Source organism: Gordonia sp. SL306, assembly GCF_026625785.1.
Classification (GTDB): domain Bacteria; phylum Actinomycetota; class Actinomycetes; order Mycobacteriales; family Mycobacteriaceae; genus Gordonia.
Genome location: NZ_CP113063.1, coordinates 4,101,815 through 4,123,893 on the forward strand (window position 1 = coordinate 4,101,815; position 22,079 = coordinate 4,123,893).

Below are 22,079 nucleotides of genomic sequence, written 5' to 3' on the forward strand. Positions count from 1 at the left end.
CGTCTGTTGCGCATCAGTGCAACAAAAAATGTCGGCAGTGGCAAGAAACGGAGATACATTGCGTCAGCTGGATGAACTGGACGAAAAGGTGCTCGCCTGCCTGGCCAGGGATGCCCGGGCCACCTTTGCGCAGGTCGGTGACGAGGTGGGGCTGTCGGCGCCCGCGGTGAAGCGACGCGTCGATCGGCTTCTCGGCGACGGCGTGATCAAGGGGTTCACCGCGGTCATCGATCCGCAGGCGATGCAGTGGACCACCGAGGCCTATGTGCAGGTGTCCTGTCGGGGCAACATCTCGCCGGAGTCGCTGAAGGCGGCGTGGGAGCCGATCCCGGAAGTGGTCAGCGCCGCGACCATCACCGGTCAGGCGGACGCGATCCTCCGGGTTCGCGCTCGCGACGTCCGCCATCTGGAGCAGGCGCTGGAACGCATTCGCAGCGCGGGGCCGGTGGACCATTCCGAGTCCATCATCGTGCTTAGTCAGCTCATCGACCGCGGGCACCCGTGATGGTCGACGGGAGTCGGTTCGCGATCATGCGGGCGATCGCCTTGTTGCCCGCCAGGTTCGGATGGAATCCGAGGTACTCGCTCGACGTCACGTAGCCCTCGAACCACTTCTCGTCATCGGCGCAGGCGTCGTGTCCGGTCGATTCGGCCTCGACGTCGACGAAGGCCGCACGGTGACGTTCGGCGACACGTCGCAGGATGTCGTTGTATGGGCCGAAGAAGTCCCGGCGGATGAAGGCGAGATCGGCGGAGCTCGCCGGATTCTCCGGAAAACAACCGCGATCGCCGAAATAGCCACCCTGCCCGACGATCACGACGGTGGCGGAGGGAGACCGCTTCCGGACCGCGCGCACCACCGCGTCGACCCGATCGTCGAGGGGCTCGAGTGCGTTGCGGATGGCGGAGTGATACCAGGCGTTGGACCGGCAGTGCGCGTCGACGCCCGGGATCGGGACGAAGCACACTCGGGAGATGTTTCCCCAGTCCGTGTCGTTGCCGCCGATCGAGATGGTCACGAGGTCGGTGTCGGGGCGCAGCGCATCGATCTGAGGTGGGACGAAGCCCTGCGACCGCAGTTGGGGCGTGGTGGTGATGTTCTGGGCCTTCGCTCCCGCGCACGCCACCGACCGGAAGGTCGTGGTGTGGATGAGTCCCGTCAGCTGATTGGGGTAGGCGACGGATGATCGGCCGCAGCCGATGATCTGAGTCGCGACGGTCGGGCTCGCGGCCCGCGAATCACCCAGTGCCACATAGTGCACCGGTTCACCGGCAGCGGCCGTCACGGGCGCGATGACCACGTGGAGGAGGGTGAGGAAAACGATGCCGAGTGCTGTGATCAGTGCGAATCGGGGTCGCACGACGTGACGCATGCGCGAACCGTATGCGGCTGCGAGGTGAATCGCAATTGGTCGCGCTGCGCGGTCGTGCTAGCCTGGTCGCCGTGATGACCACTGTGCGCGCCTATTGGCGCTTTATCGAGGCTCCGGGTGGGGCCGCGATGAAGCGCTGACACTGCCGCGCGCGCAAACACCCGGAGCCCGAGCAGCGACCGCAAGGTTGCTGCTTTTGTCATATCAAGGGCCTCCGGTGACTCATGAGCAACCAGGGGCACCCGACAACGACCGGGCCAGACCCCGAAAGGCACGACGTGACCACCATTCCCGACTTGACTGCCGCATCGACCTCCGATCGTCGGATCAAGTCCTTCCGTTCCATCCCGTCGCCGGACACGATTCGCAGTGAACTGCCGCTGACAGCACGACGTGCCGTCAGCGTTCAGAATGATCGCGACGAGATCGCCGACATCCTCGCCGGCCGTGACGACCGTCTGCTCGTCGTGGTGGGCCCGTGTTCGGTGCACGACCCGGTGGCGGCGCTCGACTACGCGCGACGCCTGGCGCCATTGGCGAAGGACTACGCCGACCGGCTGAAGATCGTGATGCGCGTCTACTTCGAGAAGCCGCGCACCACCGTCGGATGGAAGGGACTCATCAACGATCCGGGGATGGACGGGACCTTCGACGTCGAACGTGGACTGCGGATGGCGCGTTCGCTGCTGCTGGACATCATCGACCTCGGACTACCCGTCGGGTGCGAGTTCCTGGAACCGACCAGCCCGCAATACATCGCGGACACCGTCGCGTGGGGTGCCATCGGGGCGCGCACCACGGAGTCGCAGGTCCATCGCCAACTCGCATCGGGTTTGTCCATGCCGATCGGGTTCAAGAACGGCACCGACGGCAACGTCCAGGTGGCGATCGACGGCGTGAAAGCCGCAGCGGCGCAGCATGTCTTCTTCGGGGTCGACGACTTCGGCCACGGATCCGTGGTGGAGACCGCGGGTAACGACGACTGTCACGTGATCCTGCGCGGTGGTACCGGCGGGCCGAACTTCGACGCCGAGTCGATCGCGAACGCTGTCGGTGCACTCGCGAAATCGTCACTGCCGCAGCGGGTGATGATCGATTGTTCGCACGCCAACTCCGGCAAGGATCACGTTCGCCAGGCCGAAGTCGCCGATGAACTCGCCGACGCGATCCGCACACACCGGCGGGCGGGCGAGACCGTACCGATCAGCGGAGTCATGCTGGAGAGCTTCCTCGAGCCGGGTGCGCAGTCGTCGGATGCCCGGCCGTTGACCTACGGCCAGTCGGTCACCGACAAATGCATGGGGTGGGAAGCCAGTGTCGCCGTGCTGGCGACGCTTGCCCAGAGCTGACCGGCGCGCGCCGGACGCCTCCGGACCTGCTGCGCCACCTCATCCAGATGCGCACACTCGTCGCGAAAGTGTGCCCGGTCGGCGAGGTCGTGGTGGGACCGGCCCGATCCGATCCCACCGCAACGCTCAGTTTCGATTGCGCCGCAACTGATTCGCGTATCCGACGGCACTGTCGACGAGAATGAACGCAGCAAGGCTGATGCCGAGGAGCGGGACGAACCAGCCGACCGTCACCGCGATCACGATGATCGCCACGATCGTCGGCACCGGCAGTCCTCGCCACGCGCCGCGTAGCGGTGCGGGGCCGACCGCGAGGACACGATCCGATCGCCGGGGGCGGCGTTGCCACCACATCTGGTAGCCGCGCACGATCACGGCCAGGAGGCCGATCGCCAACAGCAGCAGCGCGATCTGGTTGACGAAGCCGAACAGCAGACCCATGTGCAGGGCGATGCCCCACGTGCTCAGCTGCGCGGCGAGTGGCCAGTCGGCGAACCAGGAGACGTCGACGACATGGCCGTTTGCTCCGTCGATCGAGACCGAGTTCGGCGAGAACTGCCACGGCTGGCGCGTCTCCGCCACCGTGAACGCGGTCGTCGTATCCGTCGGTACGGACACCTCGACGTGGTCGGTTACCCCGACCCGATCGGCAACTGCCAGAACAGAGTCCACCTGTCCGACGGCATCGGCGACGGCGGCGTCCCCGGCGCCGGCATGCCCGGCCGCGTGGTCGCCGTGGTCGCTGTGTCCACCGGCAGGCATGGTGGAGTCGTCGAGGGAGGTCGACACACTCGGGGTCGTCCAGCTCAGTGCCTGGCGCAGCTCACCGATGTTGTCGCCGGCCAAGCGCGACCAGGTGAGGCCCGTCGCCGACAGGAACAGCATCCCCACGACGATCCAGACCCCAACGGCACCATGCCAGTTCAGTGTGCGGGCGCGACCCGTGGTGGAGCGGTCGACGCTGATCAGCCGAGCCGTCCGGTCCCGCCTCATGCGTCGATACCGCGCAATCCACAGTGCAAGACCCGCAAGTGCGATCACCCACAGCCACGACGCCGCGAGTTCGCTGTACAGGCGGCCCGGTTCTCCGAGGTGGAGGTGTCGATGCAGCTGGCTGATCCAGGTTCGAAGCGGCAGCGCTGCGGCGCTCCCGTAACTCACCAGTTCGCCGACCGGGCGCGCGGTGGCGGGATCGACGAAGACCGCCATCCGCTCCGATTCTCCCAGCGACGGGTCATCGAACAGCACGCGCGTGGTGTCGCCCGGCGCGGCTGCCGGGCGTACCGCGGACAAGGCGAGGTCCGGTCGGGCGGCCATCGCCGCGCGGATCTGATCGGCGACGGGCCGGGCCGGACCCGTGCTGTCGGTGTGTAGTTGCTCGCGGTAGACGACCTTCTCGAGTCCGGGTGCCAGTGCGTAGAGCCCTCCGCTGACAACCGCGACGATCAGAAACGGTGCGATCAGGATGCCGGCATAGAAATGGAGTCGTCGCACCAATGGCGCCCAGCCGTTGTGGCGCCCACCGGGCGGGCGACCGGCCGGGTCGGTAGGTGGCGAGGAGTCGAGCGGCTGACGGGGTGGTTCTTGGGTGAGGGACACGGAGGTCCGCCTTTCGGGAGCTGGACGCGACGCCCGACAGATGACGTCGTGCGCATACGCGAAGAGCCGACCGCCGCACGTGGTCGACACGCGAGCAGGTCAGCGAGGGTGAGGAATGGTCACATCGCCGAGAGCGGGGGACCCCGGGTGCCCACGGGGCGGACACACCTGCGGCCGGGTCGCAGGCGGTCGTCGGTCGCGGGCAGCACGCTCCAGGACGTCGCGACGTCCACCGGTACCGAGATGAGCGTGAGAACGGTCCGGATCACCACCGACAGAGCGGCTATCACAGCGGTCTCCAGACCGATCGCCAGAGCGACCGCCACCACGGTGGCGACGATGTGAAAGGTCGCCATCGAGGGAGTCATCAGGGTGGCGTGGTGATGAGACAGAGCGGCGAGTGCGAGGTGACCCACGAGCTGTCCGCCGACGAGCATGCCGACGAGGCCCGGCCACCCGGCGCGCTGCGGGGAGACGGCGGATGCGGTCCAGCCGAGCCCCGCACACACCGCGACCAGAAGCGTGAGAGCCGTGGAGTCGGGCAACCCGCCACCCGCGGCTGCGTGCGCGATGATCGAGGTGACCCCCGACGACGCACCGACGACGCAACCCCGAACCTGGTCGAGGGTGCGGGCCTGCGGGTGCATGGCCCGCATCCTATGACGGCACTGCGCCGCTGATCGAGTCGGCTGCTAAGTTCGTGCTGCGTCGGTCTCGCGTCCGGTTCGTCCGGATCGAGCGCAAGAGGGAATCTGGTGAGAATCCAGAGCTGCCCCGCAGCGGTGACCGGAAACGACAGCGGCCAGGAGCACTGGGTCAGCGATGACCTGGGAAGCGGCCGTCAGTAGGTGGCACGAACCGTGCCGTGTCCGGGAGTCCGAAGACCTGCCGACGTGACCGCGGCGGCGTGCCGTGGTCGACATCGACTCCGTGGGACATGGTCGGTGCCGCCGGTCTGTCGGCGTCGCCGTGTGCCCTGGGTATCTGACGAGGTGCGATGACCGGGCAGTGGTGGCGCGTGAATGTGTTGAGCGGACTGTGCGTGTCGGGGCTTCTGGTCGTCTCCGTGCTCGGGCTCGTCTTCGGTACGGCACACGTCCCGTGGCGTGATGCCGTCGGATACGTCTGGGCCGACCTGATCGGCGGAGTGGTCTCCGCAGGTGATGCCGCCGATTACCGGATCATCGTCGATTCGCGGCTCCCTCGCGTTCTCACCGGTGCCCTGGTCGGCGCGGGTTTGAGCACCGTCGGCCTCGTCGTGCAGGCGATGGTTCGCAACGCGCTGGCCGATCCGTACGTGCTGGGCATCTCGTCGGGAGCGTCGGTGGGTGCCACCGCGGTGGTGCTGTTCGGGGTCTTCGCCGGGGCGGGCATCTATGCGCTGCCGACGGCGGCATTCCTGGGCGCGTTGATCGCCACCGTCGTCGTATTCGCCATCGCACGATCGGCCGGTGGTCTCACTCCGCTGCGGCTCGTGCTCACCGGGACCGCTCTGGGCTACGGATTCTCGGCATTGACAACGGTGCTGGTCTTCCTCGCGCCCGCCGGGGATGCCGCTCGTAGCGTGATGTTCTGGTTGCTGGGCAGTCTCGCCGCGACGAGCTGGCGCTCCGTGTGGCTCGTCGCAGTCGTGGTGCTGATCGGGCTCGCGGTCGTCGCCGGACTCGCCCGGCAGCTCAACGCCCTCGCGATGGGCGATGAGGTGTCGGCGTCACTCGGGTTGCGCGCCTCGCGATTTCGCATGCTCCTGTTCGTGGTGGCCGCACTCATGACCGGTGTCATGGTCTCGGTGTGCGGCGCGATCGGGTTCGTCGGGCTGGTGGTGCCGCATGTGGCCCGTCTCTTGGTGGGGTCCGACCATCGCCGTCTGGTGGTGGTGACACCGCTCATCGGCGCGGTGTTCCTCGTCGCCGCGGATCTGCTGGCCCGAACCCTCGTCCCCCCACAGGAACTCCCGCTCGGCGCGATCACGGCAGCGGTCGGCGTGCCAGTCTTCCTGCTCCTGATGCGTCGTCGCGGCACGGAGGCGGTGTGATGCGAGAGGTCGACTACGACCAGGTCGGTGTCGAGATCGGACACACGACGATCCTGCGCGACGTGACCGTCCATGCGCCGCGGGGCAGTTTTCTGGGGATCATCGGCCCCAACGGCAGCGGTAAGTCGACGATGCTTCGTTGCCTGTATCGTGCGCTCGATCCGACCAAAGGTCGGGTGCGGGTGGGGGACCGGGACGTCGCGTCGATCAGCATGCGGGACAACGCTCGTCAGGTCGCCGCCCTGACCCAGCGGATCGCACTCGACTTCGACTTCACGGCCGCCGAGGTGGTCGCGACAGGTCGACTGCCGCATCGGTCGCTGACGACGTCGACTGTCCGCCGCGATCGCGAGATCTGTGTCCAGGCGATGAGCGACGCGGGCGTCACCCATCTCGTCGACCGAGCCTTCACCTCGCTCTCCGGTGGTGAGGCGCAACGGGTCCTGATCGCCCGGGCATTCGCGCAGGAGCCGGAGGTCCTGGTGCTCGACGAACCGACGAACCACCTCGATGTCCGACATCAGTACGCGGTACTGCGCGCGGCGCGCGACCGAGAGGTGACCGTCGTCGCGGCGTTGCACGATCTGAACATCGCCGCGCAATTCTGCGACCGGCTCGTGGTGCTCGCGCACGGTCGGGTCGCGGCCACCGGCACACCGCGCGAGGTCCTCACACCTGCTGCGATCCACCGCTTCTTCGGTATCGGCAGCCATGTGTTCGACCACCCACGACTGAACGTGCCACAGGTCATCTTCGATGAGAAGGAAGCGGAATGAGAACGAGATCGGTGATCGTCTGCCTCGCGGCACTGCTGGTGTTGTCGGGTTGTGGGGCGCAGGTGGAGGAGGCCGCGCCGGAGTCCGGCAGCGCAGCTGTGACCGTGCAGAACTGCCGAGTACCTCTGACCGTGCCCGGACGCCCCGACCGGGTGGTGACCAACGACACCGGCATCACCGAGATCATGTTCGCGCTCGGTCTGTCCGACCGGATGGTGGGCTACACCTCCTACGCCGGCAAAGAACGGGACATCGAATCCTCCCCGTGGCGGGCAGATTTCGGGCGGACGACCTCCCTGGGAGACGGCTTCACACGTGAGGTCGTCCAGTCGGCGGATCCCGACTTCGTCTTCGCGGGGTGGAACTACGGGTTCAAGGAGGCGACCGGGGTCACCCCGGAATGGATTCGCACCCTGGGCGCGACGCCGTACCAGCTGACCGAGGCCTGCCGCCAGCCGGGCACCACCGAGCGCGGCATCATGCCCCCGCTCGATGCGTTGTATTCGGACCTGGCGAACATCGGCGACATCTTCGGCGCCCGCGACCGCGCGGATGCCCTGATCGCCGACTATCGCGCCGAGGTGGCGAAGGCCGACGAGACAGCGCCGCCGATTGATCGCCGCGCGCGTGTGTTCGTCTTCGACAGCGCCGATCCCAACCCGTTCACGTCCGGGCGATATGCCGCACCGCAGCAGATCATCTCGGAGGCCGGCGGTGCGAACATCTTCGCCGATCTGGCGGATTCGTGGATCTCGACCTCATGGGAGGCGGCCGCACAGCGTGATCCGCAGATCATCCTCATCGTCGACTACGGTGCCGGCCCGCAGAACACGGTCGACGCCAAGATCCGGCAGCTCGAGACCCATCCGTTGATGTCCCAGACCGAGGCGGTGCGGGAGAAGCGGTTCCTGGCGTTGCCGTACGCGGCTCTCGTGGAAAGTCCCCGCAATCCGGCCGCGATCACCCAGGTGGCCGGCTACCTCCGCTCGAAGGGATTCTGATCCCCGTCGGCCGTTCTGCCGACAGCAGAACCCGCGGTGCCGGCGGTCGGTGGCGACCTACCATCGGTCCATGGACGCCGGACTGCAGACCGCCGAACCCCTGTGGCGTGAGGTCACCGGACGCGTCATCCGACGGCATCGTCACGACCGCGGCGAACGCCTGGTGGAGACCGCGCGGCGCGCCGGGGTCTCGAGTCAGTATCTCTCCGAGATCGAGCGAGGTCGCAAGGATGCGTCGTCGGAACTGCTCGCCGCGGTCGCCGGCGCTCTCGGACTGACACTGCTCGACCTCACGCGTGAGGTGGCCGTCGAGTTGTCGCGGAGGACCGCGGTGCCCGTGCTGCGTGCCGTGACCGCCCCGGCGCCCGCTGTGGCACCGATGAGCGCGTTCGGGGGGCCGCTCGCGCTGGCGGCCTGAGCAGTCCGACGTCGTCGGCGGTCGGGCGGCTACCCGCGGGTGTCGATGATCCGATCGGCCAGTCCGTAGGAGACGATCTCCTCGGCCCGCAGCACACGGTCTCGGTCGGTGTCTCGCCGCAGCGTCTCGACCTCCTGACCGGTGTGTCGGCTCATCGCCTTCTCGATCTCCTCGCGGACCCGCAGGATCTCCTCGGCCGCCAGGATCAGGTCGGGGATGGTGCCACGTCCCTGACCCGAGGGTTGATGCAGCAGCACCCGAGCGTGCGGGAGCACCGAGCGTCGTCCTGGGCTTCCCGCCGCGAGGAGCAGCGCGGTCGACGAGAGCGCCTGCCCGACACAGGTGGTGGCGATCGGGGCATGGCAGTACTGCATGGTGTCGTACAGGGCGAAGGTCGCCATCACGGAGCCGCCCGTCGAATTGATGTACAGGTCGATCGGCGCGTCGGGGTTGTCGGAGTCGAGGTGGAGGATCTGAGCGATCAACGCGTTCGCGACGCCGTCGTCGATCTCGGTGCCCAGATAGATGATCCGCTCGTCGAGCAGATGACTGTAGACATCCATCACCCGCTCGCCGTTCGGCGTCCGGCTGATCACATTGGGGATCGTGTAGGTACTCACCGAGCCACCCCGAATCCTGTCGAAGCCGGTGTCAGGGGCCGGATCTGCGTCAGGTCGTCGACGACGTGGTCGATGAATCCGTAGTCGATCGATTCCTCGGCGGTGAAGACGTGGTCACGCAGCGAATCCGCGAAGATCTTCTCGACCGGCTGGCCGGTCTGCTGGGCGATGATCGTCAGAACGGTGTCGCGGACATGCCGGAGGTCGTCGGCCTGGAGCTCGATGTCGGGCGCGTAGCCGCCGATGCCCGCCGACCCCTGATGTAGCAGGACCTTGGCGTGGCGGAGCGCGTACCGCTTGCCGCGCGTTCCGTTGCAGAGCAGGAATTGACCTGCACTGTAGGCCATTCCGAGGTCCACGGTGCTCACGTCGTTGGGGATCAGACGCATCGTGTCCATGATGGCGAGCATGGCCGGAACGGATCCGCCCGGTGAGTTGATCCACAGTCCGATGTCGGCCACCGGGTCCTCGGACGCCAGCATGACCAGCTGCGCACACATCTGGCTGCCGATCTCGTCGTCGAGCGCCGAGTCGAGCATCAGGATACGTTGACTCAGAAGGTTTTCCGCGGTCCGCTTGCGAAGGGGGAGGAAGCGTTGGTCATCACTCATGACCTTGATCCTGCGCCGCTCCCGTCGGGTCTCGCATCGGCACGCTGCCTTGCGCAGAACGATGCTGCCGTGAGCAGTGCGCGATTCGGGTGATCAGATCACGTCGACGGCCGGCCGGGCATTCGGGATGGTGATGAGGGCGCGTCGATGGAGCCGCGCCGAGGGTGCCCCGATCGAGTCGGCCACCCGGTACTCGGCCTCCCATCGATCCGGCCGTAGGCGGTTGAGGACGTAACCTCGCTGGGCGTTCCCGAATCGGACGTGTGGTGACGCGGCCTTGATCGCACGGTCGGTCGCGTCGCTGTCTTCGCCATCACCTCCCGACGAAATCGAGGTTCCGGCCAATTCGACTCCGACAGCGGGTGATTCGCGCCGATAGGTCGATCGGAGCTCGGACACCGCGTTCCGGTGGATGTCACCGACGATCGATACGAGATTTGTCACCCCACGCCGGCGAGCGCCGTCGAGCACCCGGGCCCGGGAGGCCTCGTAGCCGCTCCACCCGTCCATGCTGACCTCCCGGACGCCGTTCTCGGCGTGGGCGAGGTCGGCGATGGTCGTCTGATGTGCCAGCACGTTCCACCGATGCCCACTGCGCGAGAATCCGTCGAGCAGCCATCGTTCCTGCGCTGCGCCGGTGATCGTCCGGCGGGGATCGGCGGTGGTGCCGTTCTGCGCGGTGTCGTCGTCGCCGTTGGCCTGGTCCCTGCGGAAGGTCCGCGTGTCGAGGACGTTGAACTCCACGAGGTCGCCGAAACCGAAGCGCCGATAGGCGCGGATGTCGGCCCCATGCGGCTGCTGCGCGACCCGCACCGGCGTGTTCTCCCACCACGCCCTGAGTCCCCGCGCCCGTCGGAGCAGGAACGCCGGGATCGGCTGATCGTCCTCGGGAATCGTTGCCGCCCAGTTGTTGTCCACCTCGTGGTCGTCGAAGACCGTGATGAACGGGCTGGTCCGGTGGATCTCGCGCAGGTGTGGGTCGAGTTTGTAGAGCGCGTAGCGATCTCGGTAGTCGTCGAGGTCCATCGCCTCGCGGTGGGCGGATTCCGGCATCGCGCCGGTCCGGCGCCGCCCGCCGTTGCCGGGTATCGGTTTCTCGTAGATGTAGTCGCCGAGGTGGAAGACCACGTCGGGAGCTTGGGAGGCCATGTCGGCATACGCGACGTAGTGACCGTCGGCCCACGACTGGCAGGAGGCGAACGCGAACGTCAATGCGCCTGCGGGGCCGGCCGGGGCGGTGCGCGTTCTGCCGATCTCGGAGATGTCTCCGGCCGCGCGGAACCGAAAGAAGTACTCCCGCGCCGGCTCGAGCCCGCGGACATCGATGTGGATGCTGTGCCCGTTGCCAGCGGTGGCCGGGGCCCGGCCGCGCCGGACGACACGGCGCATCGCCTCGTCGGTGGCGAGCTCCCATTCGACGGGTATGGGGGACGCACCCATTCCGCCGCCGCGCGCCAGTGGGTTCCGGGCCAGCCTGGTCCACAGCACCACTCCGTCCGGCAGCGGGTCGCCGGAGGCGACCCCCAGGGTGAACAGGTGATCGCCGAGGCGGGGCGTACCGGACGAGGCCGGCGTGTCACCGAGGAGACCGGGGATGACGGCCAACCCGCCGGCGACGCCGGTCCAGGTGAGGAATCTGCGACGTGTCATGCCGACACGCAGTGTCTTGTCGGGGGTGATCGAGACGTCGGGCAGGTCGGTGCTGGGCATGGGGTAAGCCGACCAATGCCGACTGACCGGAGGTCGTCCGGCGGCTTGATGTCCGATGATGCTCGGATGAAGACGAGGTCACCGCGTTCGGCGTGGATTCGCCGCAGCGATGTCGATCAGGCGCGGCTCAGGCGGTGAGCACGAGCCAGACGGCGATGTAGTGCATGAGGGCAGCGACCGCGGTGCATGCGTGGAAGACCTCGTGATGTCCGAACGTGGACGGCCACGGGTTCGGCCAGCGGGCGGCGTACAGGATGCCGCCGACGGTGTAGAACACGCCGCCGACTGCCAGCAGCACGATGACCATCCAGCCGACGTGACGGACCAGGGCGGGGGCGACGGCGATGATCACCCAGCCGAGGAGGATGTAGAGCGCGACGCCGAGCCAGCGTGGTGCCGACGGCCAGACGAGTTTGAGAGCCACGCCGGCGATCGCGCCGATCCACACGATGCCGAGCACCCACCATCGAACATCTTCGGGCAGGGCGAGCGCGCAGAACGGGGTATAGGTTCCCGCGATGAACAGGAAGATCATCGAATGGTCGGCACGCTTCATCCGGACCTGTGCGCGCGGCGTCTTCCAGGGGATCCGGTGGTAACTTGCGCTCACCGCGAAGACGCCGAAGACCGTCACCGCATAGATTGCACAGGCGACAGCCGCGCCGGGGCCGCGCAGCACGCCCGCGCCGATCACCACCGCGAGTCCGGCGCACGCGGCCACCCACGCGGAGTATTGATGGATGACACCGCGTAATCGGGGTTTGATGGCCGTGATCGGGTCATCCGTCAGGGTGCTCACGCAACCTACGGTACCGTAACTTTTGAGCCGATAGGATCAGGCAGCGATGAAACTTCTTCCCGATCGGCTACGGCGACCGATGCTGAGCGTCTACGAACGCCGACTCGTTCAGCTCATGGATGTGTCGCGCCTACCTCGTCACGTCGCGATCATCTGTGACGGCAACCGTCGATGGGCCCGCGACGCCGGGTTCGAGGACGTCAGCCACGGTCACCGCGTAGGTGCGCAGCGAATCGCCGAGATGCTGTCATGGTGTGCCGAGCTGGGGATCTCGACGGTCACGATCTATCTGTTGTCCACCGAGAATCTGCAGCGCGCCTCCGATGAACTCGATGCCCTCATGGAGATCGTGCCCGACATCGTCGAGGAGATCTCCGGCCCCGAGGGGGATTGGCGGGTTCGCATCGTCGGTTCGCTGGCGCAGCTCCCGGATGAGGTGGCCGCTCGGCTGCAAACGGCGTCGGACCGGACACACGAGCGCGACGGGATGAATGTCAACGTCGCGGTCGGATACGGCGGTCGACAGGAGATCGTCGATGCCGTGCAGTCACTGTTGCGCGAGAGTCTCGCCACCGGTGACGGTCCTGAGGAGATGATCGGTGCCGTCACCGTGGATGCGATCGACCGCAACCTCTACACGAAGGGGCAGCCGGATCCGGACCTGGTCATCCGCACGTCCGGTGAACAGCGCCTGTCCGGGTTCCTCCTCTGGCAGAGCGCCTACTCGGAGATCTGGTTCACCGACGCGTACTGGCCGGAGTTCCGCCGGGTCGACTACCTGCGGGCGCTCCGTGACTACTCGGCACGGAGTCGGCGCTTCGGCAAGTGACCGGCTCGGCGGTCGTACTCATCGGTGGACTCGTTCCGCGGCGACGAGGTGGTCGGTGATCAGCGTGACCAGGGCATCGACGTCGGCCGCGAACGTGGAGGCCGCCGGAGTGCCGAAGCCCACGACGATGCCTCCCGTCCGTGAGCCCGCTGGGTCAGCGCCCCCGACGGCGGGGACGGGTGCGGCCGGATGACGGAACAGCGACAGCGGAGCCAGGGCGAATCCGCGTCGCCCGGCGGCGTCGGCGATGATCGGTTCCAGCTCGGCGGGGATCGGGATCACCGCGTGCAGTCCGGCGGCGATCCCCGGTAGCCCGAGACCGGCATCGGCGAGGCGTGCGGTCAGGCGATCGCGGCGTCGCCGATAGTACTGCCTGCTGCGCCGGATGTGGCGGTCGTAGGCGCCGGAGTCGATCAGGTCGGCGAGGACCAGCTGGTCGACGACGCTGGCATCCGGTTCGCGAATCCCCTTGGACCACACCACCGTGTCGACCAGATCTGGTGGCAGGACGAGCCATGCGATGCGCACGGCGGGGGAGAGGCTCTTGCTGACCGAGCCGGTGTGGATCACCACATCGGGGCCGAGGGACTGGAGGGCACCGATCGGCTCGCGGTCGTATCGGAGTTCGCCGTCGTAGTCGTCCTCGACGATCAGCCTGCGTCCGGCGCGGGCCCAGTCGATGACCTCGGCTCGTCTGGTGGGCGACAGCGGGACTCCGGTCGGGAACTGATGACTCGGCGTCAGGAGTACCCCGCACGCGTCGGCAGGAAGTTCGCCGATGACCGCACCCCCGGCGTCGATCGGTACCGGGGTGGTCGCCGTCCCGGCGCGTTCGATCACGGCCCGGTGAAACGGCAGGCCATGGCTCTCGATGGCGAGGGTTCCGTCGAAGACGTTGCGGGACAGTAATTCCAGGGCATGCATCACCGAGGTGGTGAGGACGATCTGCTCCGGGTCGGCCTGGACCCCGCGGACGCGGGACAGGTAGGCCGCCAGGGATCGGCGCAAGGGGGCGCTGCCCTGCGGGTGGCCGGGACCGAAGGCCTCGTCGGGGGCGGCCATGATGGCCCGTCGGGTGGACGCCACCCAGTCGGTGCGCGGGAACAGGGACGGATTCGGTTGACCGAGCGCGAAATCGTGGACCGGTGACGGGGTCGGCGGCCGCGCCGGGCCGGCAGGCCGGGATGCCGGTCGCCGTGCGGTGGCGGCGACCCGGGTCCCCGAGCCCTGCCGGGCCACCAGCCATCCCTCGGCGATCAACTCCTGGTAGACCGCGGAAACCGTCCCGCGTGCGAGTCCGACGTCGGCGGCCAGGGACCGATACGGCGGGAGTCGGGTGCCGGCGGGGAGACGCCCGTCGTCGATGGCGGCGCGCAGGGCGCCGGTCAGCGAGCGGCGGAGCTTGGCACCTCGCCCGCGCGCGCTCGCCGACGGATCCGGTTGCAGGTCGAGGAAGAGATCGGTGCCGAGTCGTTGGGCGACCTGTTCCCACGGGTCCGAATTGGCCTGCTTATTCACCACCGAATTGAACCACTTTTGTGATGCAATGTGCTCCTAATCTGGATATCGACAACATCGGAGAGTGCGACGGGATCGAGAGGACGAGGACATGAGAGTGGTCATACTCGGCGCGAGTGGCGAGATCGGCAGGTCGTTGAGCGACCGGCTTCGAGACCGGGGCGTCGATGTGCTTGCGGCACAACGGTCCAGTGGCGTCGATGCCTACGCGGGCACCGGCCTCGTGGAGAGTTTCGCCGGAGCCGACGCGGTGGTGGACTGCACGAATATCGTGACGACCAAGGCGAAGGCGGCGATCGACTTCTACGCAACCGTGGCCGCCAACGTGGCCGCCGCCGCGATCGAGGCCGGTGTCGACCGCGTCATCTGCCTGTCGATCATCAACGCGGCCGACCCTGCGGTCAACGCGAAGTTCGGCTATTACCAGGGCAAGGCGGCCCAGGAGGCGGCCTACCGCGGCGCTCTCGGGACGGACCGGCTCACGGTGGTCCGATCGGCCCAGTGGTACGAGCTCGCGCGCCAGATGATGGGTACGTTGCGCCTCGGTCCGCTCGCGGCCGTGCCGCATATGCGATGCCGTCCGCTGTCGTCGGCGGACGCGGCGGCGGCGGTGGCCGATGTGGTGATGGCGCCGAACGGCTCCGACGTCGAGGTGGCGGGACCCGAGGTGCTCGATCTCGCCGACATCGGCAAGGCCATCGCCCGGCGGGCGGGGGCACCGAGATGGGTGGTCGGCGTGAAGATCGGTGGACAGGCGATTCGGGACGGCGGTCTGGTACCCGATGCCCCGACGGTGATCGCACCGACGACTCTCGAAAAATGGCTGGACAAGGAGTACGCGGCATGACGACCCTGCAGGACAACGTTCCCGATACCCGACGGATGTGGCTGCCGGGCAACAATCCCGGTGTCTACAAGGCGCTCGTCGCGCTGCAACGTGCCTCGTCGGAAGGGCTCGAGGCCACCCTCGGCGAACTGATCAAGATCCGCGCGTCCCAGGTGAACGGCTGCGCATACTGCCTGCACATGCATCTCTCCGATGCGCTCGCGGCGGGTATGGAGCCGATCGCCCTCGGGATGGTGTCGGTGTGGGCCGAGGCGCCGCATCTGTTCTCGGAGCGGGAGCGGGCGGCGTTGGAGCTCACCGAGGCGGTGACGCGACTGGGGGAGCACGGTGTCCCGGATGACGTCTTCGGCAGGGCCCGCGCGGTTTTCGACGAGTTCGAACTCGGTCAGGTGGTGGCCTCGATCGTGATGATCAACGCATGGAACAGGATTGCCGTGACGGGTCGGTACCCCGCCGGACTTGATGAGCGCCGCGCCCGGTGAGACTACAACTTGCGCAACCGGACCCGATTGATCGAATGGTCGGCGTCCTTGCGTAACACGAGGGTCGCCCGCGGCCGGGTTGGCAGGATGTTCTCGATCAGATTGGGTCGGTTGATCGACGTCCAGAGGTCGCGGGCGGCCACGGTGGCCTGCTCGTCGGTCAACGACGAGTAGTAGTGGAAATGCGATTCGGGGTCGGCGAACGACGTCGTACGCATCTGCAGGAACCGCGAGACGTACCACTGCTCGATGTCGGCCGTCTTCGCGTCGACGTAGATCGAGAAGTCGAAGAGGTCTGAGACCATCAGGGTAGGGCCGGTCTGCAGCACGTTGAGACCTTCGAGGATGAGGATGTCCGGTTGGCGGACATAGTGTTTCACGTCAGGGACGATGTCGTAGGCGATGTGTGAATAGACCGGCGCGGTGACCTCGCGGGCACCCGACTTGACCTCCGTGACGAACCGGAGCAGGGAGCGACGGTCGTAGGACTCGGGGAATCCCTTGCGGTGCATGATCCCCCGGCGCTCGAGTTCCGCGGTCGGCAGGAGGAAGCCGTCTGTGGTCACGAGGTCGACCTTGGGATGCGACTCCCAGCGGGCGAGCAGAGCGGCGAGGACGCGCGCCGTGGTCGACTTCCCGACGGCGACGCTGCCGGCGATCCCGATGACGAACGGCACCTGGCGGTTGGTCTGGCGTTCACCGAGGAACGTCGACGTCGCCGCGAAGAGTCGCTGCCGTGCGGCGATCTGCAGATGGATCAGACGCGACAGCGGGAGATAGACGTCCGCGACCTCGTCGAGGTCCACCTGCTCGCCGAGCCCCACGAGTTGCTGGAGCTCGTTGTCGTTGAGGACCAGCGGCATCGATTCGCGCAGTTCACGCCACTGTCGACGGTCGAGCTCCAGATACAGACTGGGATCGCGCCCGGTCGTGTCGCGTGCCATGGTCCTACAGCTTAGGGCGCACTGTTTCGGCCCGATCGGTAGCCTCCGTTCATGGCCTCCTCACCTGCCGCTCGTTCCGCCGCATCACCCGCATCGGTCACCGAATATCTGCGTCTCGGACTCGCCTTCGACCGTCTCGAGGAAGGTTTCGTCGACGCGTACACCGGGAACCCGGCGCTGCGGACCGACGTGGCGAACGGTCCCGCCCCTGAGCCGTCGGCGCTGGCGGACCGTGCACGCGGTCTGCGTCGCGAGCTACCCGGCGAGCTGTCATCCGACCGGGCCGAATTCATCGGGGCCCACCTGTCGGCGCTCGAATGCTCGGCACGAAAGTTCGCAGGCGAGGAGATCGGTTTCGTCGACGAGGTCCGTGCGTACTTCGACGTCGAGATCACGATGGGCGACCCGCAGACCTACCGGGAGGCACACGCCGCGATGGCGGTCGAACTCGGTGTGCCCGACGCGTCGGGTGATGCGCTCGCCGACGCGTATGCGGCACACCGGCGCTCCGACGAGATCCCGGCCGACCGCGTCGACGAGTGCGTGCGGGCCTTCAGCGGGGCACTGCGTGAGCGTGTCCGGTCGGCGTTCGTGCTCCCCGACAGCGAGCTGGTCGAGTTCGACGTGGTCACCGACAAACCATGGTCGGGTTTCAACTACTACCTCGGCGACTACCGCTCCCGCGTCGCGATCAATGTCGATCTCACGCAGCACATGTCGTCGCTGCCGCACCTGATCGCGCACGAGGCCTACCCGGGACACCACACCGAGCACTGCCGGAAGGAGGAACTCCTCGTCGGCGGTGGACAGCAGGAGCAGAGCATCTTCCTGGTGAACACGCCGCAGTGCCTGATGGCCGAGGGACTCGCCGACCATGCGCTCGTCGCCGCGATCGGACCGGACTGGGGACTGTGGGCCCAGGAGATCTACGCGGATCTCGGCCTGCGCTTCGACGGTGAGCGAGCTCAGCGGATGTCGCGCGCGTCGAGCGGTCTGCTCGGTGTGCGTCAGGATGCGGCACTGCTCCTGCATGACCGGCACGCTGACCAGGACGAGGTTGCCGACTTCCTGCGGCGATGGCTCCTGGCGCCACCCGAGCGGGCCCGTCAGATGCTGCGATTCCTCACCTCGCCCCTGTGGCGCGCCTACATCTCCACCTACGTCGAGGGCTACCGGTTGCTGGGTACGTGGCTCGATGCGGTACCCGACCACGACCGCCTCGCCCGGTTCGGCCGGCTGCTCGACGAACCGCTCATCCCATCGCAGCTGAGAGCCGAACTCGGGGTCTGAGCGCGGGGCCCATAGACTTGTCGACCATGAGCCTGAATTCGATGTCCCTGGCCGAACTCGACCCGGACGTTGCCGCTGCGATGAACGGCGAGCTGAGCCGCCAGCGCGACACGCTCGAGATGATCGCCTCGGAGAATTTCGTTCCGCGCGCGGTCCTGCAGGCGCAGGGGAGCGTGCTCACCAACAAGTACGCAGAGGGATACCCGGGCCGCCGCTATTACGGCGGGTGTGAGTACGTCGACGTGGTCGAGGACATCGCGCGCGATCGTGCCAAGGAGGTGTTCGGTGCCGACTTCGCCAACGTCCAGCCGCACTCGGGTGCGCAGGCGAACGCAGCGGTGCTGATGGCCCTGATGAACCCGGGTGAGAAGTTGCTCGGACTCGACCTCGCCCACGGTGGTCACCTGACCCACGGGATGCGGTTGAACTTCTCCGGCAAGCTCTACGAGAACCATTTCTACGGGGTCAGCAAAGAGGACTTCCGGATCGACATGGACGAGGTGCGCAAGATCGCGCAGGATGTCCGGCCGAAGGTGATCTGCGCGGGCTGGTCCGCCTACCCGCGGACCCTCGACTTCGAGGCGTTCCGGTCGATCGCCGACGAGGTGGGCGCCTACCTCTGGACCGACATGGCCCATTTCGCCGGGCTCGTGGCCGCGGGTCTGCACCCGTCACCGGTTCCGCACTCCGATGTCGTGTCGTCGACCATCCACAAGACCCTGGGCGGTCCGCGGTCGGGCCTGATCCTGGCGAAGCAGGACTGGGCGAAGAAGCTCAACTCGGCGGTGTTCCCCGGACAGCAGGGCGGACCGCTCATGCACGCGATCGCGGGCAAGGCCGTCGCTCTGAAGATCGCCGGGACCGAGGAGTTCGCCGAGCGGCAGCGCCGCACCCTGTCGGGAGCGAAGCTGCTGGCCGAACGTCTCACCGGCACCGACGTCGAGAAGGCAGGCGTGTCCGTCCTGACCGGTGGCACCGACGTGCACCTCGTCCTGGTGGACCTGCGCAACAGTCAGCTCGACGGTCAGCAGGCCGAGGATCTGCTGCATCAGATCGGAATCACGGTGAACCGCAACGCGGTGCCGTTCGACCCGCGTCCGCCGATGGTCACCTCGGGCCTGCGCATCGGCACGCCGGCGCTCGCGACCCGCGGCTTCGGCGACGAACAGTTCACCGAGGTCGCAGACATCATCGGTACTGCGCTCGCGGCCGGACAGGACGCCGACGTGTCGGCGTTGCGTGGCCGCGTCTCCGCTCTCGCACTCGACTTCCCCCTCTACGACGGGCTGGAGGAGTGGGGTCTGATGAGCCGGGTCTGACCCCGGCGCGCCGGACGGGATTGGCCTACCGCACCGGGTGTGCCTATCCTGTCTGACGATGAACGCATTGACCGAGGACGAGCTGATCATCGCGCTGGAAAAGGCGCTGCCCGAGATCGCCGAGGACCATCAGGCGGCGGCCAACCCATGGAACCCGCACGACTGGGTGCCGTGGGAGTCGGGCCGCAACTTCGCCTTCCTCGGCGGTGACGACTGGGATCCGTCGCAGGCGTCGTTGTCCGACGAGGCGCGGGCCGCGGTGCTGGCACTGCTGCTCACGAAGGACAACCTGCCGTCGTACCACCGCGTTCTCGCGATCCACTTCCCGGCGTTCTCCGACTGGCGTCAGCTGGTCGGCGTCTGGACGGCCGAGGACAACCGGCATGCGATCGTGCTGCGTGACTACCTGGTGGTGACCCGCGCGATCGATCCCGTCGACGCCGAGGAACGCCGTCGCATCCACGTGACGGCCGGCTATCGCCAGCACACCGAGGATGTCACCAGCATCGGCCCGCTGGACGTGCTCGCGCTGATGGCGGTACACGAGAACCAGTGCGTCGCGTTCATCGAGAAGCTCTCCGCCGCGACCACCGACGACTCCTTCAAGCAGATCCTCGCGAAGATCGCCGGTGACGACGCACTGCAGGCCAAGACGTTCGCGGCATTCCTGAACGCCGGACTCGTCGCGGACCAGGAAGGCACCGTCCGAGCGCTGGATCGTGCACTGACCGACATCGAGCCGCTCGGTTCCGACGTCGCCGACTTCGATGACGAGCGTGCCCTGATCGCCGGTTACGAGGACGACAGCACGCGCGCAGCGATCGCCGCGACGCTGGTCGACCAGCTCAAGCTGGGCAACGTCCACGAGCTCACCGACGATGCCGAGGCCGCACGCCAGCGCATTCTCGCGATGGCGGGCGTCGCGGGCTGAACAGTCCCGCATCGCTCCGTCCGGTTGCCGGTAGGTGGATCGCCGGGCAATCCGCGTTAACGCATAATTCACGCCGACACACCCCTTTCGGACGCGCCGAGAGGGGTGTGTCGGCGTACGTTGACCAGTGACGGGCCGCGGGGAAGCGGTTCGTCCGGGAGGTTCGATTCGTGGTGTGCACCAGCAACGCGAGGGGGCCGGCCCCGGTCCTCGTCCACCTTGGCTGACCAGCCGAGACGGGCAAGAACCAGCCGGTCGTCGCAACCGGTTTGTGCGGGCGCCGCACAAACGTAGGAGCCCTACGTGACCACTCGCACCTACGTCCTCGACACCTCCGTGCTGCTGTCCGATCCCTGGGCGGTCTTGCGCTTCGCCGAACACCACGTGGTCCTGCCGCTGGTGGTCATCGGCGAACTCGAGGGCAAACGCCACCATCACGAGCTCGGTTGGTTCGCGCGGGAATCATTGCGGATGCTCGACGATCTCCGTCTCGAGCACGGCCGTCTCGACCTCCCGCTGCCCATCGGAGACGAGGGTGGCTCTCTTCAGGTGGAGCTCAACCACACCGACCCTGCGGTCTTGCCCGCCGGCTTCCGTACCGAGACCAACGATTCCCGAATCCTCGCCTGCGCGTTGAACCTGCGCGCGGAGGGCAAGGACGTGACCCTGGTGTCCAAGGACACCCCGTTGCGGGTCAAGGCGGGAGCCGTGGGGCTCGCCGCCGACGAATATCACGCCCAGGACGTGGTGGTCTCCGGCTGGTCGGGAATGACGGAGCTCGACGTGGACTCCACCGTCGTCGACACCCTGTACTCGGAGGGTGTGGTGGATATCGACGAGGCGCGAGAACTGCCGTGCCACACCGGTATTCGCATCCTCGGCAACGGTTCGAGCGCGCTCGGCCGGGTGAACGCGGACAAACGGGTCCAGCTGGTGCGCGGCGACCGGGAGGCCTTCGGTCTGCACGGTCGGTCCGCGGAGCAGCGCGTCGCGCTCGATCTCCTGCTCGACGACAGCGTCGGCATCATCTCCCTGGGCGGCAAGGCGGGCACCGGTAAGTCGGCGTTGGCATTGTGCGCAGGCCTCGAAGCGGTGTTGGAGCGCCGCACGCAGCGCAAGGTCGTCGTGTTCCGGCCGCTGTATGCCGTCGGCGGTCAGCAGCTCGGCTATCTCCCGGGCAGTGAGTCGGAGAAGATGGGCCCCTGGGCACAGGCGGTCTTCGACACCTTGGAGGGGCTCGCGTCGCCCGAGGTGATCGAGGAGGTGCTGAGCCGGGGCATGCTCGAGGTCCTGCCCCTGACACACATCCGGGGGCGGTCGCTGCACGATTCGTTCGTGATCGTCGACGAGGCGCAGTCACTGGAGCGCAACGTCCTGCTGACCGTGCTGTCGCGGCTGGGTGCCGGCTCGCGTGTGGTCCTCACACACGACGTGGCGCAGCGCGACAACCTGCGAGTCGGTCGCCATGACGGCGTCGCGGCGGTCATCGAGAAATTGAAGGGTCACCCGCTCTTCGCGCATGTCACGCTGACACGGAGCGAGCGTTCGCCGATAGCGGCGCTGGTGACCGAGATGCTGGAGGAGTTCGCGCCCGGGGCCGACTGACCTACACGGGCCACGAAGGCCTC

22 protein-coding genes and 1 riboswitch are annotated in these 22,079 nt (G+C 67.4%); of the genes, 13 read left to right on the forward strand and 9 right to left on the reverse strand.

Features of this window, described 5'->3' with window-relative positions; genetic code table 11:
• Window positions 1-58: 58 nt before the first annotated feature.
• The gene (locus OVA31_RS18775) at window positions 59-505 is read left to right on the forward strand and encodes an Lrp/AsnC family transcriptional regulator (RefSeq protein ID WP_267628118.1); all 447 of its coding nucleotides are present in this window, start codon (window positions 59-61) and stop codon (window positions 503-505) included.
• On the opposite strand, the gene OVA31_RS18780 is transcribed toward OVA31_RS18775, so the two are convergent.
• Entirely contained in the window at window positions 483-1,373 is an 891-nt protein-coding gene (locus OVA31_RS18780) for an SGNH/GDSL hydrolase family protein (protein WP_267628119.1), read from the reverse strand. The genes OVA31_RS18775 and OVA31_RS18780 overlap by 23 nt on opposite strands.
• A gap of 278 nt (window positions 1,374-1,651) precedes the next feature.
• Between OVA31_RS18780 and OVA31_RS18785 the strand changes: the two genes are divergently transcribed.
• Entirely contained in the window at window positions 1,652-2,722 is a 1,071-nt protein-coding gene (locus tag OVA31_RS18785; RefSeq protein WP_267628120.1) for a 3-deoxy-7-phosphoheptulonate synthase, read from the forward strand.
• Between the two features lie 126 nt (window positions 2,723-2,848).
• Here the strand turns inward: OVA31_RS18785 and OVA31_RS18790 are convergent, their stop codons facing one another.
• Together OVA31_RS18790 and OVA31_RS18795 are read right to left on the reverse strand one after the other, a co-directional pair.
• Window positions 2,849-4,321 (reverse strand): PepSY-associated TM helix domain-containing protein, encoded by a 1,473-nt coding sequence (locus OVA31_RS18790; RefSeq protein ID WP_420714078.1) that lies wholly within the window; start codon window positions 4,319-4,321, stop codon window positions 2,849-2,851.
• A gap of 119 nt (window positions 4,322-4,440) precedes the next feature.
• A complete protein-coding gene (locus tag OVA31_RS18795) occupies window positions 4,441-4,968 on the reverse strand; it encodes a hypothetical protein (protein ID WP_267628121.1) in 528 nt (175 codons plus the stop codon).
• A gap of 45 nt (window positions 4,969-5,013) precedes the next feature.
• Window positions 5,014-5,229: riboswitch (cobalamin riboswitch) on the forward strand.
• An 89-nt stretch (window positions 5,230-5,318) separates the two neighbouring features.
• Between OVA31_RS18795 and OVA31_RS18800 the strand changes: the two genes are divergently transcribed.
• The 4 genes from OVA31_RS18800 to OVA31_RS18815 all read left to right on the forward strand — a co-directional run bounded on the left by OVA31_RS18800 (window position 5,319) and on the right by OVA31_RS18815 (window position 8,551).
• A complete protein-coding gene (locus OVA31_RS18800; RefSeq protein ID WP_267628122.1) occupies window positions 5,319-6,356 on the forward strand; it encodes a FecCD family ABC transporter permease in 1,038 nt (345 codons plus the stop codon).
• Complete coding sequence (locus OVA31_RS18805) at window positions 6,356-7,132, forward strand: ABC transporter ATP-binding protein (protein WP_267628123.1); 777 nt, start codon at window positions 6,356-6,358, stop codon at window positions 7,130-7,132. Before OVA31_RS18800 ends, OVA31_RS18805 begins: the two co-directional genes overlap by 1 nt.
• Complete coding sequence (locus tag OVA31_RS18810; RefSeq protein WP_267628124.1) at window positions 7,129-8,133, forward strand: ABC transporter substrate-binding protein; 1,005 nt, start codon at window positions 7,129-7,131, stop codon at window positions 8,131-8,133. Before OVA31_RS18805 ends, OVA31_RS18810 begins: the two co-directional genes overlap by 4 nt.
• 70 nt (window positions 8,134-8,203) lie before the next feature.
• Complete coding sequence (locus OVA31_RS18815) at window positions 8,204-8,551, forward strand: helix-turn-helix domain-containing protein (protein WP_267628125.1); 348 nt, start codon at window positions 8,204-8,206, stop codon at window positions 8,549-8,551.
• A gap of 29 nt (window positions 8,552-8,580) precedes the next feature.
• On the opposite strand, the gene OVA31_RS18820 is transcribed toward OVA31_RS18815, so the two are convergent.
• The 4 genes from OVA31_RS18820 to trhA all read right to left on the reverse strand — a co-directional run bounded on the left by OVA31_RS18820 (window position 8,581) and on the right by trhA (window position 12,291).
• Window positions 8,581-9,171, reverse strand: a complete 591-nt coding sequence (locus OVA31_RS18820) for a ClpP family protease (protein ID WP_161059717.1) — start codon at window positions 9,169-9,171, stop codon at window positions 8,581-8,583.
• A complete protein-coding gene (locus tag OVA31_RS18825) occupies window positions 9,168-9,782 on the reverse strand; it encodes a ClpP family protease (RefSeq protein WP_164306987.1) in 615 nt (204 codons plus the stop codon). Before OVA31_RS18825 ends, OVA31_RS18820 begins: the two co-directional genes overlap by 4 nt.
• A gap of 93 nt (window positions 9,783-9,875) precedes the next feature.
• Complete coding sequence (locus tag OVA31_RS18830) at window positions 9,876-11,492, reverse strand: alkaline phosphatase D family protein (protein WP_267628126.1); 1,617 nt, start codon at window positions 11,490-11,492, stop codon at window positions 9,876-9,878.
• A 127-nt stretch (window positions 11,493-11,619) separates the two neighbouring features.
• On the reverse strand, window positions 11,620-12,291 hold the full coding sequence (gene trhA, locus OVA31_RS18835) for a PAQR family membrane homeostasis protein TrhA (RefSeq protein ID WP_267628127.1): 672 nt from the start codon (window positions 12,289-12,291) through the stop codon (window positions 11,620-11,622).
• Between the two features lie 46 nt (window positions 12,292-12,337).
• On the opposite strand from trhA, the gene OVA31_RS18840 reads away from it, so the two are divergent.
• Window positions 12,338-13,120: an isoprenyl transferase gene (locus OVA31_RS18840; protein ID WP_267628128.1), complete on the forward strand. Its 783-nt coding sequence runs from the start codon at window positions 12,338-12,340 to the stop codon at window positions 13,118-13,120.
• Between the two features lie 18 nt (window positions 13,121-13,138).
• Here OVA31_RS18840 and OVA31_RS18845 read toward each other — a convergent pair whose 3' ends face one another.
• Window positions 13,139-14,641: a PLP-dependent aminotransferase family protein gene (locus tag OVA31_RS18845; protein ID WP_267628129.1), complete on the reverse strand. Its 1,503-nt coding sequence runs from the start codon at window positions 14,639-14,641 to the stop codon at window positions 13,139-13,141.
• Window positions 14,642-14,729: 88 nt separating this feature from the next.
• On the opposite strand from OVA31_RS18845, the gene OVA31_RS18850 reads away from it, so the two are divergent.
• Together OVA31_RS18850 and OVA31_RS18855 are read left to right on the forward strand one after the other, a co-directional pair.
• Entirely contained in the window at window positions 14,730-15,485 is a 756-nt protein-coding gene (locus OVA31_RS18850) for an SDR family oxidoreductase (RefSeq protein ID WP_267628130.1), read from the forward strand.
• Window positions 15,482-15,967, forward strand: a complete 486-nt coding sequence (locus OVA31_RS18855; RefSeq protein WP_267628131.1) for a carboxymuconolactone decarboxylase family protein — start codon at window positions 15,482-15,484, stop codon at window positions 15,965-15,967. The genes OVA31_RS18850 and OVA31_RS18855 overlap by 4 nt, the downstream gene beginning before the upstream one ends.
• Before the next feature lie 2 nt (window positions 15,968-15,969).
• On the opposite strand, the gene coaA is transcribed toward OVA31_RS18855, so the two are convergent.
• Window positions 15,970-16,911 carry a type I pantothenate kinase gene (gene coaA / locus OVA31_RS18860; RefSeq protein ID WP_164306993.1) on the reverse strand — a complete coding sequence of 314 codons (942 nt, stop codon included), beginning with the start codon at window positions 16,909-16,911 and terminating at the stop codon, window positions 15,970-15,972.
• A gap of 51 nt (window positions 16,912-16,962) precedes the next feature.
• On the opposite strand from coaA, the gene OVA31_RS18865 reads away from it, so the two are divergent.
• The 4 genes from OVA31_RS18865 (at window position 16,963) to OVA31_RS18880 (ending at window position 22,056) form a co-directional block, all read left to right on the forward strand.
• On the forward strand, window positions 16,963-18,201 hold the full coding sequence (locus OVA31_RS18865; RefSeq protein WP_267628132.1) for a DUF885 domain-containing protein: 1,239 nt from the start codon (window positions 16,963-16,965) through the stop codon (window positions 18,199-18,201).
• A gap of 41 nt (window positions 18,202-18,242) precedes the next feature.
• Window positions 18,243-19,520 carry a serine hydroxymethyltransferase gene (gene glyA / locus OVA31_RS18870; RefSeq protein WP_267631602.1) on the forward strand — a complete coding sequence of 426 codons (1,278 nt, stop codon included), beginning with the start codon at window positions 18,243-18,245 and terminating at the stop codon, window positions 19,518-19,520.
• A gap of 58 nt (window positions 19,521-19,578) precedes the next feature.
• Entirely contained in the window at window positions 19,579-20,451 is an 873-nt protein-coding gene (locus tag OVA31_RS18875; RefSeq protein ID WP_267628133.1) for an acyl-ACP desaturase, read from the forward strand.
• Window positions 20,452-20,754: 303 nt separating this feature from the next.
• A complete protein-coding gene (locus OVA31_RS18880) occupies window positions 20,755-22,056 on the forward strand; it encodes a PhoH family protein (RefSeq protein WP_267628134.1) in 1,302 nt (433 codons plus the stop codon).
• The last annotated feature ends 23 nt before the right edge of the window (window positions 22,057-22,079 follow it).